Consider the following 18,278-nt stretch of genomic DNA (forward strand, 5'->3'; position numbering starts at 1 on the left):
ATCTTCATTAATCCTGACAAGGCAGGATGACTTTTGCGCCTTCTGCCGTACCCAAAACCAACACATCGGCGGCATCGCGGGCAAAAATACCGTTTTCAACTACGCCGGTGATTTTATTGATTTCGTCTTCCATTTTCAGGGCTTGATCGATATTGAGGCCGTGAACATCAACGATTTGGTTGCCATAGAAAGTAGTATAGCCGACACGCAACTCAGGCTGTCCGCCCATGGCAAGCAGTTTGCGCGACACCAGCGAACGGGCATTTTCAACCACTTCTACCGGCAATGGGAATTTGCCCAAACGGGAAACATATTTGCTTTCATCGGCGATACAGACAAATTTATCCGATGCACTGGCCACGATTTTTTCGTTCAAATGTGCACCACCGCCGCCTTTAATCATTTGCAGCGCGTGGTTGACTTCGTCTGCGCCGTCAACATAAACCGCCAAACCCATCACATCATTCAGTGAAACTTCTGGAATTTCGTATTTTGCCAAAAGCTCGCTGGATTTTTTGGAAGTAGATACGGCGCCCTTGATTTTCTTACCGCTTTTACCCAAAGCTTCGATAAAAAAGTTAATGGTAGAGCCGGTGCCAATACCGATGTATTCGTTTTCAGGAACAAATTCCACCGCTTTTTCGGCGGCAATGCGTTTAAGTTCGTCTTGAGTTGCCATGTTGTCAGTCTTTCGGTTTGAATGATGAAACGATTTTAAGCCCTTAGGCTTTAATCAGCAATACTGCCGCTTGTGCTTCAATGGCTTCTATACGCCCCAGATAGCCGAGTTTTTCGTTGGTTTTGCCTTTGATGTTGACGCAGTTCTCAGGCAAGCCTAAATCTACGGCAATTTTGGCGCGCATGGCCGGAATATGTGGCGCGAGTTTGGGTTTTTGCGCAATCACGGTCGTATCGACATTAACCACCTTCCAACCCAATGCCTGCACGCTTTGATAAGCCTCACGCAACAGCACACGGCTGTTTGCATCTTTGAACTCAGCGGCAGTATCAGGAAAATGGCTGCCGATATCGCCCAAACCGGCGGCGCCCAACAGAGCATCGATAATCGCATGCAAAAGTGCATCGGCATCGGAATGGCCCAGTAAGCCCTTTTCAAACGGAATGTTGACGCCGCCGAGTATCAAATCTCGCCCTTCAACCAACTGATGGACATCGTAGCCCTGTCCGACACGGATATTCATATTGTTTCCTTAAATAATGGGTTTTGATTGTTCAGACGGCCTTGAGCAACAATCTGACAATGTATTCGTCTTGCGGCAGCGTCAATTTTAAATTACGCGTATCGCCCTGCACCAAGCGCGGCCGGATACCCAGTTTTTCAACCGCTGACGCTTCATCCGTAATCTCACTTAAATCATCAACCGATAAGGCGCGATTTAATAAGGCCGTCTGAAAAAGCTGCGGCGTTTGCGCCTGCCATAATCCTGCGCGTGCAACGGTTTCATTAATATGGTGACTGCCGTCTGCCCGCTTGAGCGTATCAGCTACCGGTATGGCCAGAATGCCGCCTTCATCATTCTCGCCTGCCTCATCAAGCAAACGCGTTAACGCTTCGGCAGGCAGGCAACAGCGCGCGGCATCATGAACCAAAATATTGTCTTGCGCCTCGGCCAAACCTTGCTCCAATAAAACGGACACACCATTGCGTACCGTTTCGGCACGACTTGCACCGCCCACTCGGAAGACACGCACCTTCTCAGACAGGGCCGTCTGAAAAACCGAATCTTCCGGCGAAAGAATAACGGCAATTAAATCTATGCGTGAGTGTTGCTCAAAAATTTCTATGGTGTGTTGCAATACGGTTTTACCATTGATTTCAACATATTGTTTGGGTTTTCCCGCGCCAAATCGCGCCCCGACACCGGCAGCGGGAATCAAAGCGATATTGCGGCGCATCATGCTGACGCTCCGGCATCGGCCTCATCCGGTGTTTCAGCCTTGCGCCATACGCACGCTTCGCCCAAATCGTCCAAATATTTTTCATGCGCGGTCAGCTCTTCCGCATCGGCTTTGATGACTTTCAACTGCGACGTACGTTTGGTTTCGGCAATAATGGTTGGTTTGACTTCGCCCTCTTCTTCCACCTCGCCGCCCATCAGGTCGAACTGCTGACGCGTCATGGCAAGATAGACTTCACCCAAAAGCTCGCAGTCGATTAACGCGCCGTGCAAGACACGTTTGCTGCGGTCAACGGAAAAGCGGTTGCACAAGGCATCCAAGCTTGCCTTTTGCCCCGGAAACATTTCACGCGCCATGGCCAGCGTGTCGGTGACTTTACAACCCAGTTCTTCAATAGAAGGCAGCCCCATGCGGCGAAATTCCATATTCAGGAAGCCGACGTCAAACTTAGCGTTATGGATAATCAGCTCTGCGCCACGAATAAAGTCGGCAATCTGTTTACCCACTTGGGCAAACGGCGGCGCATTCTTCGCTTCCAATACTTCAATCGTCAAACCATGCACCTTCGCCGCTTCCTCCGGCATATCGCGTTCCGGGTGGACATATAAATGAAGGTTCGAGTCGGTCATTTGGCGGTTGATCATTTCCAAGCCGGCAAATTCGACCAGACGGTCGCCGTTTTCAGGATAAAGGCCCGTGGTTTCCGTATCGAGGATAATCTGACGTTGGCTCATGGTTGGTGGTTTCTGCAATTATCAAAACGTCCTGAATCATACTGAAGGCCGTCTGAAATGTATAGTCAGCAAAACTTTAGCTGCTTTTCAAATGCCCTTTTAACGCTGGATTTGTTCAGACGGCCTTTATTCTTTTTTCATCTATTGGCCGGCTATTACTCCAATTTTGAGTAGAAAATCCAATTTCTACAAAATTTTTTAAATTTAATTTCTTTAATAATGAATACCTTACTTATTATTTAAATAATAGGAACAATTATCATTTGCAAATTTAAAAAATCTCCGTATAATACAACCCATCGAAACAAAACAACCGCACAACAGAATGAAAGGAGAAGAAAATGCCCGAAAGTATTTTTAAGCAAGTCTCCCTTGACATTCTGAGACTGCACCAACAAGCCATCCGCTCTTTAATCGCCACCAAATATTGCGATGAGTGCGAAGTACACGACGCAGTATTCATTACTTTAGATGGCCGCTATTATGTTTGGCTTCCTTGCATGGGCAAATCGCCCCAATCAGAAACCGGCATCCTGCTGATTGAAGATGAAGACGGCAATACGCGCTTAAGCTGGGTGGCCGACACACGCGAAGTCAAGCAAAAAGACAGTCTGTACAACCGCGTTGTTTCCGCCCTGCAACGAAAAATGCAGCGCACGAAAAACAAGTTTATCCAGTCGGCAAACGCCCGATTGCTCGAACTCACGCCTCAGCAAGGCCGTCTGACGACAAACAGCAAAGATTTCTCGCTTTCACCACATGACCTGATGAAAGCACTTTATCCGGCAACACATCAAATAGGAGAATTTGCCCTGTAACAGTTTTTGGTAGTGGTTTGTGTTCCTTTTGCGCCCCTTAACATTTTAAAGGGGCGATTTTTTTGCCTCTGCTTTTCAGACGGCCTTAAAACCGGTTTTCCAGTACAATAAAGGCCGTCTGAACATTTCCTACTTTTCAACCATGCAACTGCTCAAATACATCCAATCGCAAGGTCTCGGCAGCCGCAAGCAATGCCAGTGGCTGATAGACAATGACTGTATCGCCATCAACGGCGAAATTCATAATCGTGCCAAAGACGATATCGACCCGTCTCAAGTGCATACCCTGTCTGTTGACGGCGAAGAGATTGCCGCCGTACCCATGCCCTATTTCTACATTTTGCTTCATAAGCCTGCGGATTACGAAACTTCGCACAAACCCCAGCAATATCCGAGCATCTTCAGCCTTTTTCCCGACCATATGCGCAATATCGATATGCAGGCAGTCGGCCGCTTGGATGCAGACACAACCGGCATTATTCTGATTACCAACGACGGGCAATTTAACCACCGCGTTACTTCGCCCAAACACAAAGTTCCGAAGCTCTACCGCGTTACCTTGAAGCATCCTGCCGATGATACCCTTTGCGCTACACTGAAAAACGGCGTCCTCCTACATGACGATAATGAAACCGTCGCTGCCGCCGGAGCAGTGTTGGCCGACCCAAACACATTGATGATGACCATTACCGAGGGCAAATACCATCAGGTCAAGCGCATGGTCGCAGCCGCAGGCAACCGTGTCGAGCAGCTCCACCGTGAACAATTCGGCGACTGGAATGTCGACGATTTGGCCGCCGGAGAATGGAAATTCATCCAAATCTAAAAAAATTCCAAATTTTTGAGATAATTTTTTAAACAAAATGGATTTTTAATTTATTTAAAATCAATCATCTAAACCTTATTATTTTTATTTAACAGAATTTAACACTAGAAGGACTGAACTATTGTATAATTCCCCTGTCTGAGTAACACTTGCTTCGAGAGAAGTGAGTAAGTGAGTAAGACGTTTTCCCCGTAATGTGTTTGGCCATCTATACTTTCCCCTTAGTATAGATGGTTTTTTTTATCTAAAATTCGGCAGGTCTGCAAATGTACTTTCAGACGGCCTCTCCTTATCAAAGTCCATCATTTCCAAACCGTGCAACCCTATTCATTGCTTGCCATTATTCCCACTTAGTTTCCGATTTCTTCTGCACCCATCCGAACCCGTTCAACTTCAAATGAATCGTTTCATAAAAAGAGCGCTGTCGGCTATCCAAACAGGTATAAACGTATGCCATTCAGACGGCCTCTACTGATACCGTTTATTCAATATTACCTTAGCCGAATTCTCTGTTTGCACGTTTCCATATCAAGTAGACTAGAAAAACTCACTAAAAATTCTTCATTAAATAGTTTTTTTACCTAACATTCTTTTCAGACTTTAGTCAAGATTCGTTAAATCTTTGCGGTAAAATGTTGTCTTTATTTTCATGTATCTGAGTTTTTATGTCTTCCAATCAACCCCGTCAAACTTGGTCCAACCGTTTGACTTATATCCTTACCGTTGCCGGCGCGACTGTCGGTTTCGGCGCAACGTGGCGTTTCCCGTATTTAGTCGGTGAAAACGGCGGCGGCGCATATGTGTTTTTGTTCTGTATCGCCATGTTGGTCATCGGTATTCCGATGATTTTGGTGGAAAACGTCATCGGCCGCCGTAAAGGCGTGAACGCGCTGGATGCATTCGGTGGCTCAATGAACGGCAAACCTGTTGCCAAAGTTTGGAAAGCGGTCGGTTGGATGGGCCTGCTCGGCGCATTCGGCATCATGGCTTATTACATGGTGCTCGGCGGCTGGGTCATCAGCTACATCGTCAACATCATCGGTGGCAATTTGGACATTTCCAGCCCTGTCAGCGGCGAAGTTACCAAAAGCTTCTTTACCGAACACATCGAAAACAGCCCTTGGGAAATTGCGTTCTACACTTTCTTATTTGTGGTCGTAAACCAATGGATTTTGGTCAAAGGCGTCATCGGCGGTATTGAAAAAGCGGCAAAATACCTGATGCCTTTGCTGTTTTTATTCCTGATTGCCATGGTCGTGCGCAACGTTACCCTGCCGGGCGCGATGGAAGGGATTACTTTCTATCTGAAGCCTGATTTCAGCAAAATTACCGCCGAACTTTTCGTCTTCGTTTTAGGTCAAGTATTCTTCGCCTTGAGCTTGGGTTTCGGCGTGATGATTACCTTGTCCAGCTATCTGGATAAAAACGAAAATCTGGTTCAAACCGCAGTCATTACCGCCATTACCAATACCATCATCGCCGTGTTGGCGGGCTTTATGATTTTCCCGTCGCTCTTCAGCTTCGGCGTCGCACCCAATTCCGGCCCGACTTTGGTATTCCAGAGCTTGCCGATTGTATTCTCGAATATGTGGGCAGGCCCTGTGTTCGCCGTGATTTTCTTCTCGCTGCTCCTGATTGCCGCGCTGACGACTTCGCTGACGATTTATGAAGTATTGATTACGACGATTCAGGAAAAAACCAAAATCCGCCGCACCGCTGCGATTACGATTGTCTTGGCTGCCATCTTCATCTTCGGCAACATTCCGTCTATTTTGAGCTATGGCCCGTGGAAAGACGTTTCCGTGTTCGGCAAAAATATTTTTGATGCTTTTGACTACATCAGCGGCAACATCTTGTTTATGCTGACCGCGCTCGGCTCCGCGCTGTTTGTCGGTTTCGTAATGAAGGACGAAGCAAAGGACGAATTGCTTTATAAAGGCAACCATACGACGGTCAATATCTGGTTTGCCTATGTGAAATATCTCGTGCCGTTGGTGATTTTGCTGATTTTTGTCAGCAACTTGTTCTGATAAACAGCATACAAAAAGGCCGTCTGAAATATTCAGACGGCCTTTATTTTAACTACGCTTTATTCTGCCCAGTTTTTCTTCTTACTGGTTTTACCGATACCGGGGTTGAAGCTGTTGGTCGGGTCGAGTTTTTTATAGAACTGTTTCAACTCTGGCTTGGCTTCATACAGATGACCGACATTATGCTCGGCAGGATATTGCGCACCGCGTTGGTCAAGCAGATGGAGCATTTCATGTTCCAAAGCCATGCAGTCGTTGCCTTTTTTAATGATGTAATCCTGATGGAACACATGGCACATAAAATGTCCGTAATACAATTTATGGATGATTTTATTGTCGATTTCGGGCGGCAGGGTTTCAAACCAATCACGATCATCACGGCGCAAGGCGATATCGAGTGCAACCAAATCCTCTACTTCATCATCATGTACAGAACGGTAACGGATCGCGGCAGAAGCCACAGCAAAGCGATGCAGCATAGCCGCCTGCGTTTCTTCGGCATTACATTCAAAGAATGCGCCGCCATGGGTTGCAAAATATTCTTTCAAGAAGGAACGTGCTTCCTCTACGCCCTCCCCGCCCATTTTCAAGATCAAATGGTGTTCGTATTTGTCGCGATAATTGCGCATAGATTTCGGCAAGTGATCGGGCAAAATCTTACTGATCAGTTGCATGAATTTATCAGAGAAGTGTTTCGGTAAGAAACTTATCTTTTTGCTGAATCTATCCACACGAGCTTTCAGATCAAACAGTTTCGGAAGTTGGTGGGTACCGAACGTCTTGATGATATAAAAAGTGTCTTTGCCATAAACGGCAGCAATATCAAAAGCATGACGATGGATATACTCACCGGAAATTGGCAGGTTTTTAAACTCGCTCAAAGCGGCGCGACGAATATCGGTCAGCTCATTAATATCATTGGTGCCGATATAGAAGACGGCAGTCTGTTTTTCTTGCGGGAAAGTATCCAAGCGCACGGCAAACACCATCAGCTTGCCCGCGCAACCTGATGCTTCGTAGTGACGCGCAGGGTCGGCATTAAAACGGGCGGCAGTCGGTTCATTCACTTGGCGAACATGATCGCAGTACGCATGGTCATGCCCTTTGCCTGCATTTTGAACAATGTCTTTTTTCTGATAATGAAAACCTTGCAGATTGGTCAGAATTTCTTCGGGGGTTTCACCCAAATCAATGCCCAAATGGTTGACCAGCTCCAACTTACCCTCTTCGTTGATTTGCGCAAACAGTGCCATTTCTGTATAAGCCGGGCCACGCTGTACCAAAGCGCCGCCGGAGTTATTACATACGCCGCCCAATACGGATGCGCCGATACAGGACGAACCAATCACGGAATGCGGCTCACGGCCTAAAGGTTTCAGCAGCAACTCCAATTGATTCAGGGTAGAACCGGGCAGACAGACAACTTGTTCGTTATTATTAATCGGCTGAATGATGTTCAGGCGCATGGTATTCACAATCACGATATCGCGGTCGTAATCATTGCCGTCAGGAGTCGAGCCGCCGGTCAGACCGGTATTGGCGGCCTGCGTAATCACAATGACATCAGCCTCAACACACGCCTGCAATATTTGCCACATTTCCAAAACCGTACCAGGACGAACAACCGCCAGCGCCTTGCCTTCGCCAAAACGGTAGCCTTGTCGGTATTGCTCGGTTTTTGCCGGGTCTGTGATGATGTATTTTTCGCCGACGGTTTGCGTCAGCCGGCTGATTAATTGCGTAGCATTCATTGCATACTCCTTGAGAGATTAATATATTTATTAGATTGCAAACATTGTAGTAATCCCTTTTATCAAAGTAAAGGCAAAACCCATTTTTAAATTCATCATTCAAATAAACAAAAGGCCGTCTGAAATTTTCAGACGGCCTTTTGTTTCAAGCTTGAATAATCAGATTATTCAGTGGCTTTCTCTTCGCGAGCAGGCGCTTCCAGCAAAGCTTTGATAGACAGACGTACGCGGCCGCGGTCGTCTACTTCCAATGCTTTCACGTTCACAACCTGACCGACTTGCAGGTAGTCGCTGACATTACGTACGCGCTCGTGGGCGATTTGGCTGATGTGTACCAAACCGTCTTTGCCCGGCATTACGCTGACAATCGCGCCAACGTTGTTGTCGAGGATTTTAACCACAGTACCTTCGTACACTTTGCCCACTTCCACTTCGGCAGTGATTTCTTCGATGCGTTTTTTCGCCGCATCGCCTGCTTCTTGAGTAGTTGCAGCGATAGTGATGGTACCGTCTTCAGCAATATTGATTTCAGTACCGGTTTCAGCGGTAATCGAACGAATGGTCTCGCCGCCTTTACCAATCACATCACGGATTTTGTCTTGGTTGATTTTCATGGTGAACAAGCGTGGCGCGTGTGCAGACAGCTCTTGTGGGCCTGCAACGGCGGCTTTCATCTGATCCAAGATGTGCAAACGTGCTTCTTTGGCCTGAGCCAAAGCGATTTGCATGATTTCTTTGGTAATACCTTGGATTTTGATGTCCATTTGCAACGCGGTTACACCTTCGGTTGTACCGGCTACTTTAAAGTCCATATCGCCCAAATGGTCTTCGTCGCCCAAGATGTCGGTCAGGACGGCAAATTTGTTGTTATCCAAAATCAGACCCATGGCGATACCGGCAACGTGTGCTTTCAAAGGCACACCGGCAGACAGCAGGCTCAAGCAGCCGCCGCAGACGGAAGCCATAGAGGAAGAGCCGTTGGATTCGGTAATTTCAGAAACCACGCGCATGGTATAGCTGAAATCTTCAGGTTCTGGCAATACAGCCAACAACGCACGTTTAGCCAAGCGGCCGTGACCGATTTCACGACGTTTTGGCGCGCCTACGCGACCCACTTCGCCGGTAGAGTATGGCGGGAAGTTGTAGTGCAGCATGAAGCGGTCGGTGTATTCGCCGGACAGCGCATCAATGATTTGTTCATCACGTGAAGTACCCAAAGTTGCAACCGCCAAAGCTTGGGTTTCGCCACGGGTAAACAGTGCGGAACCGTGAGTGCGCGGCAATACGCCGGTTTGAATGTTCAACGGACGGACGGTGCGGGTGTCGCGACCGTCGATGCGAGGTTGGCCGTCCAAAATTTGGCTGCGGACAACATCGGCTTCCAAGTGTTTGAAAATACCTTTGATTTCGTTGGCTGCCAAAGTGTCGGTTTCTTCGGTAATCAACGCTTCTTTTACCGCATTCCAAGCTTCGTCCAATTTGGCAGAACGCGCTTGTTTTTGACGGATTTTGAATGCTTCTTTAATGGTTTCACCGGCAATTTCGCGTACTTTGGCCACCAATTCTTCATTGGTTTCAGGTGCTTTCCAATCCCAAACTTCCGGATTGACTTCATCGGCAAACTCATTGATGGCATTAATGGCCACTTGCATTTGATCGTGACCGTAAACAACCGCGCCCAGCATCACTTCTTCAGACAAAATGTCAGCTTCGGATTCCACCATCAACACGGCTTTGGAAGTACCGGCAACCACCAAGTCCAATTGTGATTTCGCCAATTCGGCTTTAGTCGGGTTCAAAACGTACACGCCGTTTACATAACCCACGCGTGCCGCACCAATCGGACCGGCAAACGGTACGCCGCTCAACACCAGCGCGGCAGATGCGCCCAGCATTGCAGGAATGTCAGAATCGATTTCAGGGTCAACAGACACGACCATCGCTACGATTTGGATGTCGTGGTAGAAACCTTCGGGGAACAGAGGACGAATCGGACGGTCGATCAGACGGCTGGTCAGGATTTCTTTTTCGCTTTGTTTGCCTTCGCGTTTGAAGAAACCGCCGGGGATTTTACCTGCTGCGTAAGTACGCTCGAGGTAATCGACAGTCAGAGGGAAGAAGTCTTGGCCTTCTTTCACTTCTTTGTTGGTGGTAACGGCAACCAAAACAACGGTGTCGCCCATGGATACTTTAACGGCAGCGGCGGCTTGGCGGGCAATTTCGCCGGTTTCCAAAGTAACGGTTTGATTACCGTATTGGAAGGTCTTAACGTGTTTATTGAACATCATTGTTCCTTTCAAAATACCGCACTGCTAAAACACTAATAATGCACACTAAAATCCGAATGTGCATAGTTAGGGTTTCAGACCGTGCGGCAGGTTATAAACAAGCTTTCAGACGGCCTTTTCGGACGCTGAAAACAACTTTCAATTATAAAGGCAACTATCCTTAAAATCCAGTATTGATACAATAAAAAGGCCGTCTGAAACATATCCTTTTCAGACGGCCTTCAGTCTTCAAAATCAATCTTGTGTCAGTAAAGTCAATGCTTCCTGATATTTTTCGACCGTTTTCTGAATCACATCGGCAGGCACTTTAGGCGCAGGCGCTTTTTTGTTCCAACCGCTTTGCTCCAGCCAGTCACGGACAAACTGTTTGTCAAAAGACGGCGGATTGGTACCGACTTTGTATTGGTCTGCAGGCCAAAAGCGACTGGAGTCAGGCGTCAATACTTCATCCATCAAAGTCAGCGTACCTTCTTTATCCAAACCAAATTCAAACTTGGTATCACAAATAATAATACCGCGAGATTTCGCATATTCGGCCGCTTCTGTATAAAGCTGAATCGCTTTGGTGCGCACTTCCGCCGCCAGCTCTTTACCAATGATGCATTCGCATTCTTCAAAGCTGATATTTTCATCATGATCGCCGACTGCGGCTTTGGTCGATGGCGTAAAAATCACTTCGGGCAACTGCTGCGCTTCCTGCATACCTTCAGGCAGTTGAATACCGCAGACAGAACCGGTTTTTTGATAATCTTTCCAACCGCTGCCTGCCAGATAACCGCGCACAATGGCCTCTACTTTCACCGGAGTGAGTTTTTTAGCCACAACGGCGCGTTTCTCCAAAGCTTTGGCTTCGTTTTCAGGCAAAACATCGTAAACCGTCTGACCGGTAAAATGGTTAGGCATGATATGAGCCAGTTTTTTAAACCAGAAATTGGAAATCTGCGTCAGAATCTCCCCTTTACCCGGAATCGGATCATCCAAAATCACATCGAATGCAGACAGACGGTCGGAAGCAACCATCAACATACGTTTATCATCAATTTCGTACAAATCGCGGACTTTGCCGGAGTAGATTTTTTTCAAGCTGATTTCAGACATTTCGGGTATCTCTTTGGTAAACAGAAGAATTTGGTATTTTAGCCCAATTTAGCATCTTTCGTCAGATTGTTTACAAAATAAAGGCCGTCTGAAACCTTATAGCTCGGTTTCAGACGGCCTTAGCCTTTGATTTTAGGGATAAACCCTAAAAACCATCATCTTATCAGATAGCAGGAGCCTGAGTCTGATCTTGGATTTGGTTCACAGCAGACAGAGAGTAGTAGTCGCCGTGGCCGGTTACTTGGTAAGTGCTACCGTCAGCAAACTTGAAGTTTTCAACTTTGTGATCGTTACCGGTAAACCAGTCATCGATGGTGATGCTGTCGTTAGTACCAACAGAAACAGTCAGGTTAGCACCTGATTTGCTCAGCAATACGTCAGAAGCTGCAACGCCTTTACCGAACAACAAGGTGTCATTACCGCTTTCTTCACGGATAGTGTCGTGACCGTAACCTTTGTCGAAGAAGTAAGTATCGTTACCGGTACCGCCGATCAGGATGTCGTTGCCGACGCCGCCGTCGAGGTAGTCGTTACCGTCTTTACCCACCAGGCAGTCGTCGCCGGCCAAACCGTACAGATGGTTGTCGCCGCCGTTGCCTTCGATGTTGTTGTTCAAAGAGTTACCGGTACCGTTCAGGTTTTGCATACCTTGCAAAATCAGGTTTTCAACGTGATCGGTCAAGGTGTAGTCAATAACGGTACGGACAGTATCGATACCGGCGTGTGCATTGCCGTACTCGATAACTTGGTCGTTAACGTTGTCAACGAAATAAACGTCGTTACCGTCGCCACCGCGCATGATGTCTGCACCGGAACCACCGTTCAGGTAGTCGTTACCGGCACCGCCTTGCAGGTAGTCTTTACCGTCTTCACCGTACAGAGAGTCGCCGTCGGCATCACCGTAAATGGTGTCGTTACCGGCACCGGCGTAGATTACGTCTGTACCGTTGCCACCGTAGATGATGTCTTCGCAAGCAGTACCGTAAATGGTATCTTTCTCATCAGTACCGCGGATAACGTTGCCGTCTTTGCAGTCTTCGGCTCGGATGACATTACCAGGGTTTTTATCTTCGTGACCGTATGAATTGTCTTGATTGTGATCGTCTTTACAATCTTTGCAATCCGGTTTGGGTTCTGGTTTAGGCTCAGGTTTTGGCTCTGGCTTAGGTTCTGGTTTCGGCTCAGGTTTTGGTTCTGGCTTAGGCTCAGGTTTTGGTTGTGGTTTTGGTTCTGGTTGAGGTTCTGGTTGTGGCTCAGGTTTAGGCTCAGGTTTTGGTTGAGGCTTAGGCTGAGGTTTTGGTTGTGGTTTTGGACATGGGATCGGTTTGATTGGATCGCAGTTGTAAGGTGGGCAAACCGGAACACATTTGTAGTTAGGCGTTTTTGCCGGTGGGCAGAAAGCCGCAATAGCAGAAACCAAACCGGTTACCGCGTTAACTACTGACACGCCAACGCTGGCAATGCTAGCAATGCTGCCGATAGAAACAGAAGATTTTGCTGCAGGAGCGCAGTAGTAAGAAGAGTAGGAAGCCTTAGGCGCAGGAGCGCAGTAAGAACTAACCAGGGGTCTAGTATAATACCCCCCGTAACAGTATGCCATAATAATTACTCCCAAAAGTTAATAAAATATTGGGTTGACGGAACGAGCAAATCCGCCCTTGCCCAATTATTATTTTAGTAATATTTTGCAAAATATTTACTCAAATATATCAAACGGTAGAATTTACCGACAAAAGGACAGATGCTCCCCTAATTTTAAATACCATTATCCTAATAATCATAAAAACATTAACATTGATTCACAATCTCTTAACCAATATAACTGCTTAATCCATCTAGTTAAAACCTATATTTTAACTATAGTTATAGTATATTATTAAAATATTGATAAATAGTTACATTATAGGTAGATAATATCGACTACTTACTCAAACACGGCCCTGTTTGTATTTTGTTCGATGCTAATAATGTGAATTTGTCGTACTTACACTATAATGACGCAGACACCTATTTAACAGCCATCAGAGGAGATACTCAACCATGCGTACTTTATTGACCGGAGCCAAAGGCCAGCTTGCCCGCTGTCTGCGCGACCGCCTGCCCGAAGATTGGGAACTGATTGCTACCGACTCTACTTCGCTGGACATTACCGATACCGAAGCCGTGCATCACATGATCAAAAACTTCCAACCCGATGCCATCGTTAATGCCGCGGCTTACACTGCCGTCGATAAAGCAGAAGAAAACGCAGAGGCTGCTTTTGCCGTCAACGCAACCGCTGTTCACAACCTGGCCGCAGCCGCCCGCGCCGCACACGCGCGCTTTATTCATATTTCCACTGATTATGTATTCGACGGCGAAGGCAAACGCCCTTACCGCGAAACCGACTACACCAATCCGCGCAGCACTTACGGTCAATCCAAAGTTGCAGGCGAGCTTTTGGCTTTAGCCGCGCATCCGGAAAGTACAATCGTCCGTACTTCATGGCTGTTTAGCGAATACGGCAGCAATTTCGTCAAAACCATGTTGCGCCTTGCTAAAGAGCGTGACTCCCTCTCCATCGTTCATGACCAAACCGGTTGCCCGACTTATGCAGGTGACTTGGCTCATGCCATCATCAGTTTATTGCAACAGCCTACTTCCCCACGCGGTATCTTCCATTACTGTGGCAATAAATCGGCAACATGGTACGAATTTACCAAAGCCATCTTTCAGACGGCCCACCAATTAGACGACAGCTTCCGCATTCCGGAACTGAACGCAATCACCACCGATCAATACCCCCTGCCCGCTCCGCGTCCGGCATACAGCATTATGGATTGCTCACGCCTAGAGACCAAGTTTGGTATCAAACCGTCCGACTGGCAAAAAGCCCTGCGCGAAATTCTCCGCAAAATCGACTGATAAGCTGATCCATCTATATCAAGGCCGTCTGAAAACATATTTTCAGACGGCCTCTTTGTTTCTTTTATATCAAATGCTTTATCTATCCAGTCTGTCATTTGAAAAGTGCTACAATAGCCGTTTATTTTATTTTTCAGACGGCCTGACACCATGTGCAACCATCATCCCAAACACTCACACGACAACGACACCATCCGCATCCGCGGCGCGCGCACGCATAATTTGAAAAACGTCGATTTGGACATTCCGCGCCACAAACTGGTAGTGGTCACGGGGCTGTCGGGCAGCGGCAAGTCGTCGCTGGCGTTTGACACGCTGTATGCCGAAGGGCAGCGGCGTTATGTTGAGAGCCTGTCCGCCTATGCGCGGCAGTTTTTGCAGATGATGGACAAACCCGATGTCGATTTGATCGAAGGCCTGTCGCCCGCGATTTCCATCGAGCAGAAATCCACCAGCCACAACCCGCGTTCCACCGTCGGCACGGTTACGGAAATCCACGATTACCTGCGCCTTTTGTACGCCCGCGTCGGCACGCCGTATTGCCCCGAACACAAGCTGCCGCTGTCGAGCCAGACCGTGTCGCAGATGGTCGATGCCGTCTTGAAGCTGCCGGAAGACACGCGCGTGATGATTCTGGCGCCGGCGGTGCGCGAGCGTAAGGGCGAGTTTGTCGATTTCTTTGCCGACTTGCAGGCGCAGGGCTTTGCGCGGGTGCGCGTGGACGGCGAAGTCTATCAACTTGACGAAGTGCCGAAGCTGGAAAAAAACATCAAGCACAACATCGACGTGGTCATCGACCGCGTGAAAGTGAAGGCGGACATCAAGCAGCGGCTGGCGGAAAGCTTTGAAACCGCGCTGCGCCATGGCAACGAGCGCGCGCTGGCGATGGAAATGGACAGCGGCGAAGAACATTGGTTTTCCGCACGTTTCGCCTGCCCCGTGTGTTCGTACAGCCTGCCTGAATTAGAGCCGCGCCTATTTTCGTTCAACAATCCGATGGGTTCCTGCCCGACTTGCGACGGCTTGGGCAACACCAATTTCTTCGACCCCGAAAAAGTGGTCGCCCATCCCGAATTGTCATTGTCAACGGGCGCAATTGACGGCTGGGACAAGCGCAACCAGTTCTATTTCCAAATGATTCAGTCGCTGGCGCGGCATTACGGTTTCGATGTGCAGGCTGCTTGGGAAACGCTACCTGAAAAAGTGAAAAAAGTCGTGTTGCACGGTTCGGGTAAAGAAATCATTGATTTCACTTACCTGTCTGAACGCGGCACCACCTTCAACCGCAGCCACGCCTTCGAGGGCATCATCCCCAATCTCGAACGCCGCTACCGCGAAACCGACAGCGAAACCGTGCGCGAAAAACTGCGCGAATACCAAAACCACCGCGCCTGCCCAAGCTGCGGCGGCGCACGTTTGCGCAAAGAAGCCCGCTACGTTTACGTTAGCGGCGAACCTCTGCACGAAGTTTCCGCCTGGCCGTTGACCAAAACCCACCAATTCTTTGAAACGCTGGATTTGGACGGCAACAAAAAACAAATCGCCGAAAAAATCCTCAAAGAAATCACCGAGCGGCTCGGCTTCCTGATTAACGTCGGGCTGGATTACCTGAATTTAAGCCGCTCCGCCGAAACCCTCTCCGGCGGCGAAGCCCAACGCATCCGCCTCGCCAGCCAAATCGGCAGCGGCCTGACCGGCGTGATGTACGTTTTGGACGAACCCTCCATCGGCCTGCACCAGCGCGACAACGACCGCCTGCTCGCCACCCTCAAACGCCTGCGCGATTTGGGCAACAGCGTGATTGTGGTCGAACACGACGAAGACGCCATCCGCGAAGCCGATTTCGTCGTTGATATGGGCCCCGGCGCGGGCGAACACGGCGGCAACGTACTGATTGCCGACACGCCCGAAAACGTCGCCAAATGCGAAAACTCTGTTACCGGACAATACCTCAGCGGCAAAAAATCCATTGCCGTGCCGTCTGAACGCACGCCCGTCAATCCCGAGCGAATGCTCGTCCTCAAAGGCGCGCGCGGCAACAACCTCAAAAACGTTACCCTTGAGCTGCCGCTCGGTTTGATTACCTGCATCACCGGCGTATCCGGCAGCGGCAAGTCCACCCTGATTAACGACACCCTCGCCAAAATCACCGCCCGCGAACTCAACCGCGCCCAAGAAGAACCCGCCCCATACGACGACATCCGCGGCCTCGAACACCTCGACAAAGTCATCAACGTCGACCAATCCCCCATCGGCCGCACCCCGCGCTCCAACCCCGCCACCTACACCGGCCTGTTCACCCCCATCCGCGAACTCTTCGCCGGCGTCCCCCTCTCGCGCGAACGCGGCTACAACGTCGGCAGATTCTCCTTCAACGTCAAAGGCGGCCGCTGCGAAGCCTGCCAAGGTGACGGCGTCATCAAAGTCGAAATGCACTTCCTGCCCGACGTGTACGTCCCCTGCGAAGTCTGCCACGGCAAACGCTACAACCGTGAAACGCTCGAAATCCAATACAAAGGCAAAAACATCAGCCAAGTCCTCGACATGACCGTCGAAGAAGCCCGCGAATTTTTCGATGCCGTCCCCACCGTATCGCGCAAACTGCAAACCCTCATGGACGTAGGCCTAGGCTACATCCGCCTCGGCCAATCCGCCACCACCCTCTCCGGCGGCGAAGCCCAACGCGTCAAACTCGCCTTGGAACTCTCCAAACGCGACACCGGCAGAACGCTCTATATCCTCGACGAACCCACCACCGGCCTGCACTTCGCCGACATCGCCCTATTGCTGGAAGTGATAGGTCGTCTGAAAGGCAAAGGCAACTCGATAGTGATTATCGAGCATAATCTGGACGTGATTAAAACTGCGGATTGGATTGTGGATTTGGGGCCGGAAGGCGGCGATGGCGGAGGGAGGATTATTGCGGAAGGTAGTCCAGAGCAGGTGGCTAAGATTAAAGGGAGTTATACTGGGAAGTATTTGAAGAGTATAATAGGGAATGTTTTTTGATTTATTTTTTTAGAGGATATAAAACATGAAAACTAAATCACATGTGCGATTTTTTTCAAGGGTATCTCACTTAGATGCGGATATTGAGTTGGTTGACGTAATAAAAATCTTATCTTGTAACGGTGAGTTACATGAACAAAATGAAACAAGTAAAAATAAAATTTTTAAATATGTTAACAAACAACAACACCCTATATTGTGGGAGAGAAAACCTAATGAACATAATAGAAAAATTGCAATAAGCCATTTAAAATCTACAATATGTGAATCATTTATTAAAAATATTTATGAAAATTTCACATTGTATTTATCTGAAATACTACAATCTGCAGCTAAAAATGGACTTAATCCAGAGCGTTTGATAGGTGAGCATAATGTTAATTTTACAGCTAATGAAGTTTTAACAACTGTACAAGAGAGTAAAGCAGACGGGATTATTAATTTAGTTGCAAAGTCAGTTTTTAGAAAATTAGAAAACGAAAAAAGCACCAAAAATCTTCTAAAAAAATTTAATGATAAATTGAACTTAGAGGTGTCTGAAGAAAGCATTAATAAGGCACTTCCTTTTCTTGAAATACGCCATTTATTAGTACATAATGATGGAAAAGTAGATAATAAATTTCGTGATTCATATCCTAGTTTTAATTACTACAACATTTCAAAGAAATCCATTACGCTTAAACTTGATTATACTCTACTATCAGCGGTTCGAGATAGTATTTATACACTAGTTAATGAATTTGATAAAAAAATAGTTGATAACAACATAGTTCATAAAACGGAGTTGCAGCCGTAGCCTGCACACCTAACCGGCCGCGTGCGTGGCTGCGCCACACACCCTACCTGTGAATTACACGGAACTTCAAAGCCAACGCGTAGGGTGTGTGCGGTACGCACGCA

The 18,278-nt window shown here is 48.0% G+C and carries 14 protein-coding genes; 6 read left to right on the plus strand and 8 right to left on the minus strand.

All coding sequences use genetic code 11. The features are described from left to right. Nucleotides 1-7: 7 nt before the first annotated feature. Genes rpiA through dnaQ form a run of 4 tightly spaced genes read right to left on the minus strand, consistent with a single transcriptional unit; the run spans nt 8 to nt 2,654 of the window. Complete coding sequence (gene rpiA / locus HMPREF2596_RS07215; protein WP_070837795.1) at nt 8-679, minus strand: ribose-5-phosphate isomerase RpiA; 672 nt, start codon at nt 677-679, stop codon at nt 8-10. Nucleotides 680-722: 43 nt separating this feature from the next. Beyond that, nucleotides 723-1,202: a 2-C-methyl-D-erythritol 2,4-cyclodiphosphate synthase gene (gene ispF, locus HMPREF2596_RS07220; protein ID WP_070850544.1), complete on the minus strand. Its 480-nt coding sequence runs from the start codon at nt 1,200-1,202 to the stop codon at nt 723-725. Between the two features lie 31 nt (nt 1,203-1,233). Continuing rightward, nucleotides 1,234-1,920 (minus strand): 2-C-methyl-D-erythritol 4-phosphate cytidylyltransferase, encoded by a 687-nt coding sequence (ispD, locus tag HMPREF2596_RS07225; RefSeq protein WP_070850545.1) that lies wholly within the window; start codon nt 1,918-1,920, stop codon nt 1,234-1,236. Then, nucleotides 1,917-2,654 carry a DNA polymerase III subunit epsilon gene (gene dnaQ, locus HMPREF2596_RS07230; RefSeq protein WP_070850547.1) on the minus strand — a complete coding sequence of 246 codons (738 nt, stop codon included), beginning with the start codon at nt 2,652-2,654 and terminating at the stop codon, nt 1,917-1,919. Before dnaQ ends, ispD begins: the two co-directional genes overlap by 4 nt. A 341-nt stretch (nt 2,655-2,995) precedes the next feature. On the opposite strand from dnaQ, the gene HMPREF2596_RS07235 reads away from it, so the two are divergent. From HMPREF2596_RS07235 to HMPREF2596_RS07245, 3 genes are all read left to right on the plus strand, one after another. After that, nucleotides 2,996-3,472, plus strand: coding sequence for an NGO0322 family iron-responsive protein (locus tag HMPREF2596_RS07235; RefSeq protein ID WP_070850550.1), 477 nt, complete (start codon nt 2,996-2,998; stop codon nt 3,470-3,472). A 142-nt stretch (nt 3,473-3,614) separates the two neighbouring features. Next, complete coding sequence (locus tag HMPREF2596_RS07240) at nt 3,615-4,298, plus strand: 16S rRNA pseudouridine(516) synthase (protein WP_070850552.1); 684 nt, start codon at nt 3,615-3,617, stop codon at nt 4,296-4,298. A gap of 665 nt (nt 4,299-4,963) precedes the next feature. Then, the gene (locus tag HMPREF2596_RS07245) at nt 4,964-6,328 is read left to right on the plus strand and encodes a sodium-dependent transporter (protein WP_036490675.1); all 1,365 of its coding nucleotides are present in this window, start codon (nt 4,964-4,966) and stop codon (nt 6,326-6,328) included. A 59-nt stretch (nt 6,329-6,387) separates the two neighbouring features. Here HMPREF2596_RS07245 and dld read toward each other — a convergent pair whose 3' ends face one another. The 4 genes from dld to HMPREF2596_RS07265 all read right to left on the minus strand — a co-directional run bounded on the left by dld (nt 6,388) and on the right by HMPREF2596_RS07265 (nt 12,912). Beyond that, complete coding sequence (gene dld, locus HMPREF2596_RS07250; protein WP_070837773.1) at nt 6,388-8,079, minus strand: D-lactate dehydrogenase; 1,692 nt, start codon at nt 8,077-8,079, stop codon at nt 6,388-6,390. A gap of 164 nt (nt 8,080-8,243) precedes the next feature. Next, nucleotides 8,244-10,367 carry a polyribonucleotide nucleotidyltransferase gene (pnp, locus tag HMPREF2596_RS07255; protein WP_114139669.1) on the minus strand — a complete coding sequence of 708 codons (2,124 nt, stop codon included), beginning with the start codon at nt 10,365-10,367 and terminating at the stop codon, nt 8,244-8,246. Between the two features lie 234 nt (nt 10,368-10,601). Continuing rightward, nucleotides 10,602-11,465 (minus strand): phosphoribosylaminoimidazolesuccinocarboxamide synthase, encoded by an 864-nt coding sequence (locus HMPREF2596_RS07260; RefSeq protein ID WP_070850554.1) that lies wholly within the window; start codon nt 11,463-11,465, stop codon nt 10,602-10,604. Nucleotides 11,466-11,628: 163 nt separating this feature from the next. Further along, a complete protein-coding gene (locus HMPREF2596_RS07265) occupies nt 11,629-12,912 on the minus strand; it encodes a calcium-binding protein (protein ID WP_188213990.1) in 1,284 nt (427 codons plus the stop codon). A gap of 593 nt (nt 12,913-13,505) precedes the next feature. Between HMPREF2596_RS07265 and rfbD the strand changes: the two genes are divergently transcribed. From rfbD to HMPREF2596_RS11305, 3 genes are all read left to right on the plus strand, one after another. Next, nucleotides 13,506-14,369: a dTDP-4-dehydrorhamnose reductase gene (gene rfbD, locus HMPREF2596_RS07270; RefSeq protein WP_070850556.1), complete on the plus strand. Its 864-nt coding sequence runs from the start codon at nt 13,506-13,508 to the stop codon at nt 14,367-14,369. A 150-nt stretch (nt 14,370-14,519) separates the two neighbouring features. Next, nucleotides 14,520-17,378 carry an excinuclease ABC subunit UvrA gene (uvrA, locus tag HMPREF2596_RS07275; RefSeq protein ID WP_070850557.1) on the plus strand — a complete coding sequence of 953 codons (2,859 nt, stop codon included), beginning with the start codon at nt 14,520-14,522 and terminating at the stop codon, nt 17,376-17,378. 25 nt (nt 17,379-17,403) lie between these two features. Then, nucleotides 17,404-18,174, plus strand: coding sequence for a hypothetical protein (locus HMPREF2596_RS11305; RefSeq protein ID WP_070850558.1), 771 nt, complete (start codon nt 17,404-17,406; stop codon nt 18,172-18,174). Nucleotides 18,175-18,278 lie beyond the last annotated feature (104 nt).

This window comes from Neisseria sp. HMSC078C12, from assembly GCF_001838065.1.
Classification (GTDB): domain Bacteria; phylum Pseudomonadota; class Gammaproteobacteria; order Burkholderiales; family Neisseriaceae; genus Neisseria.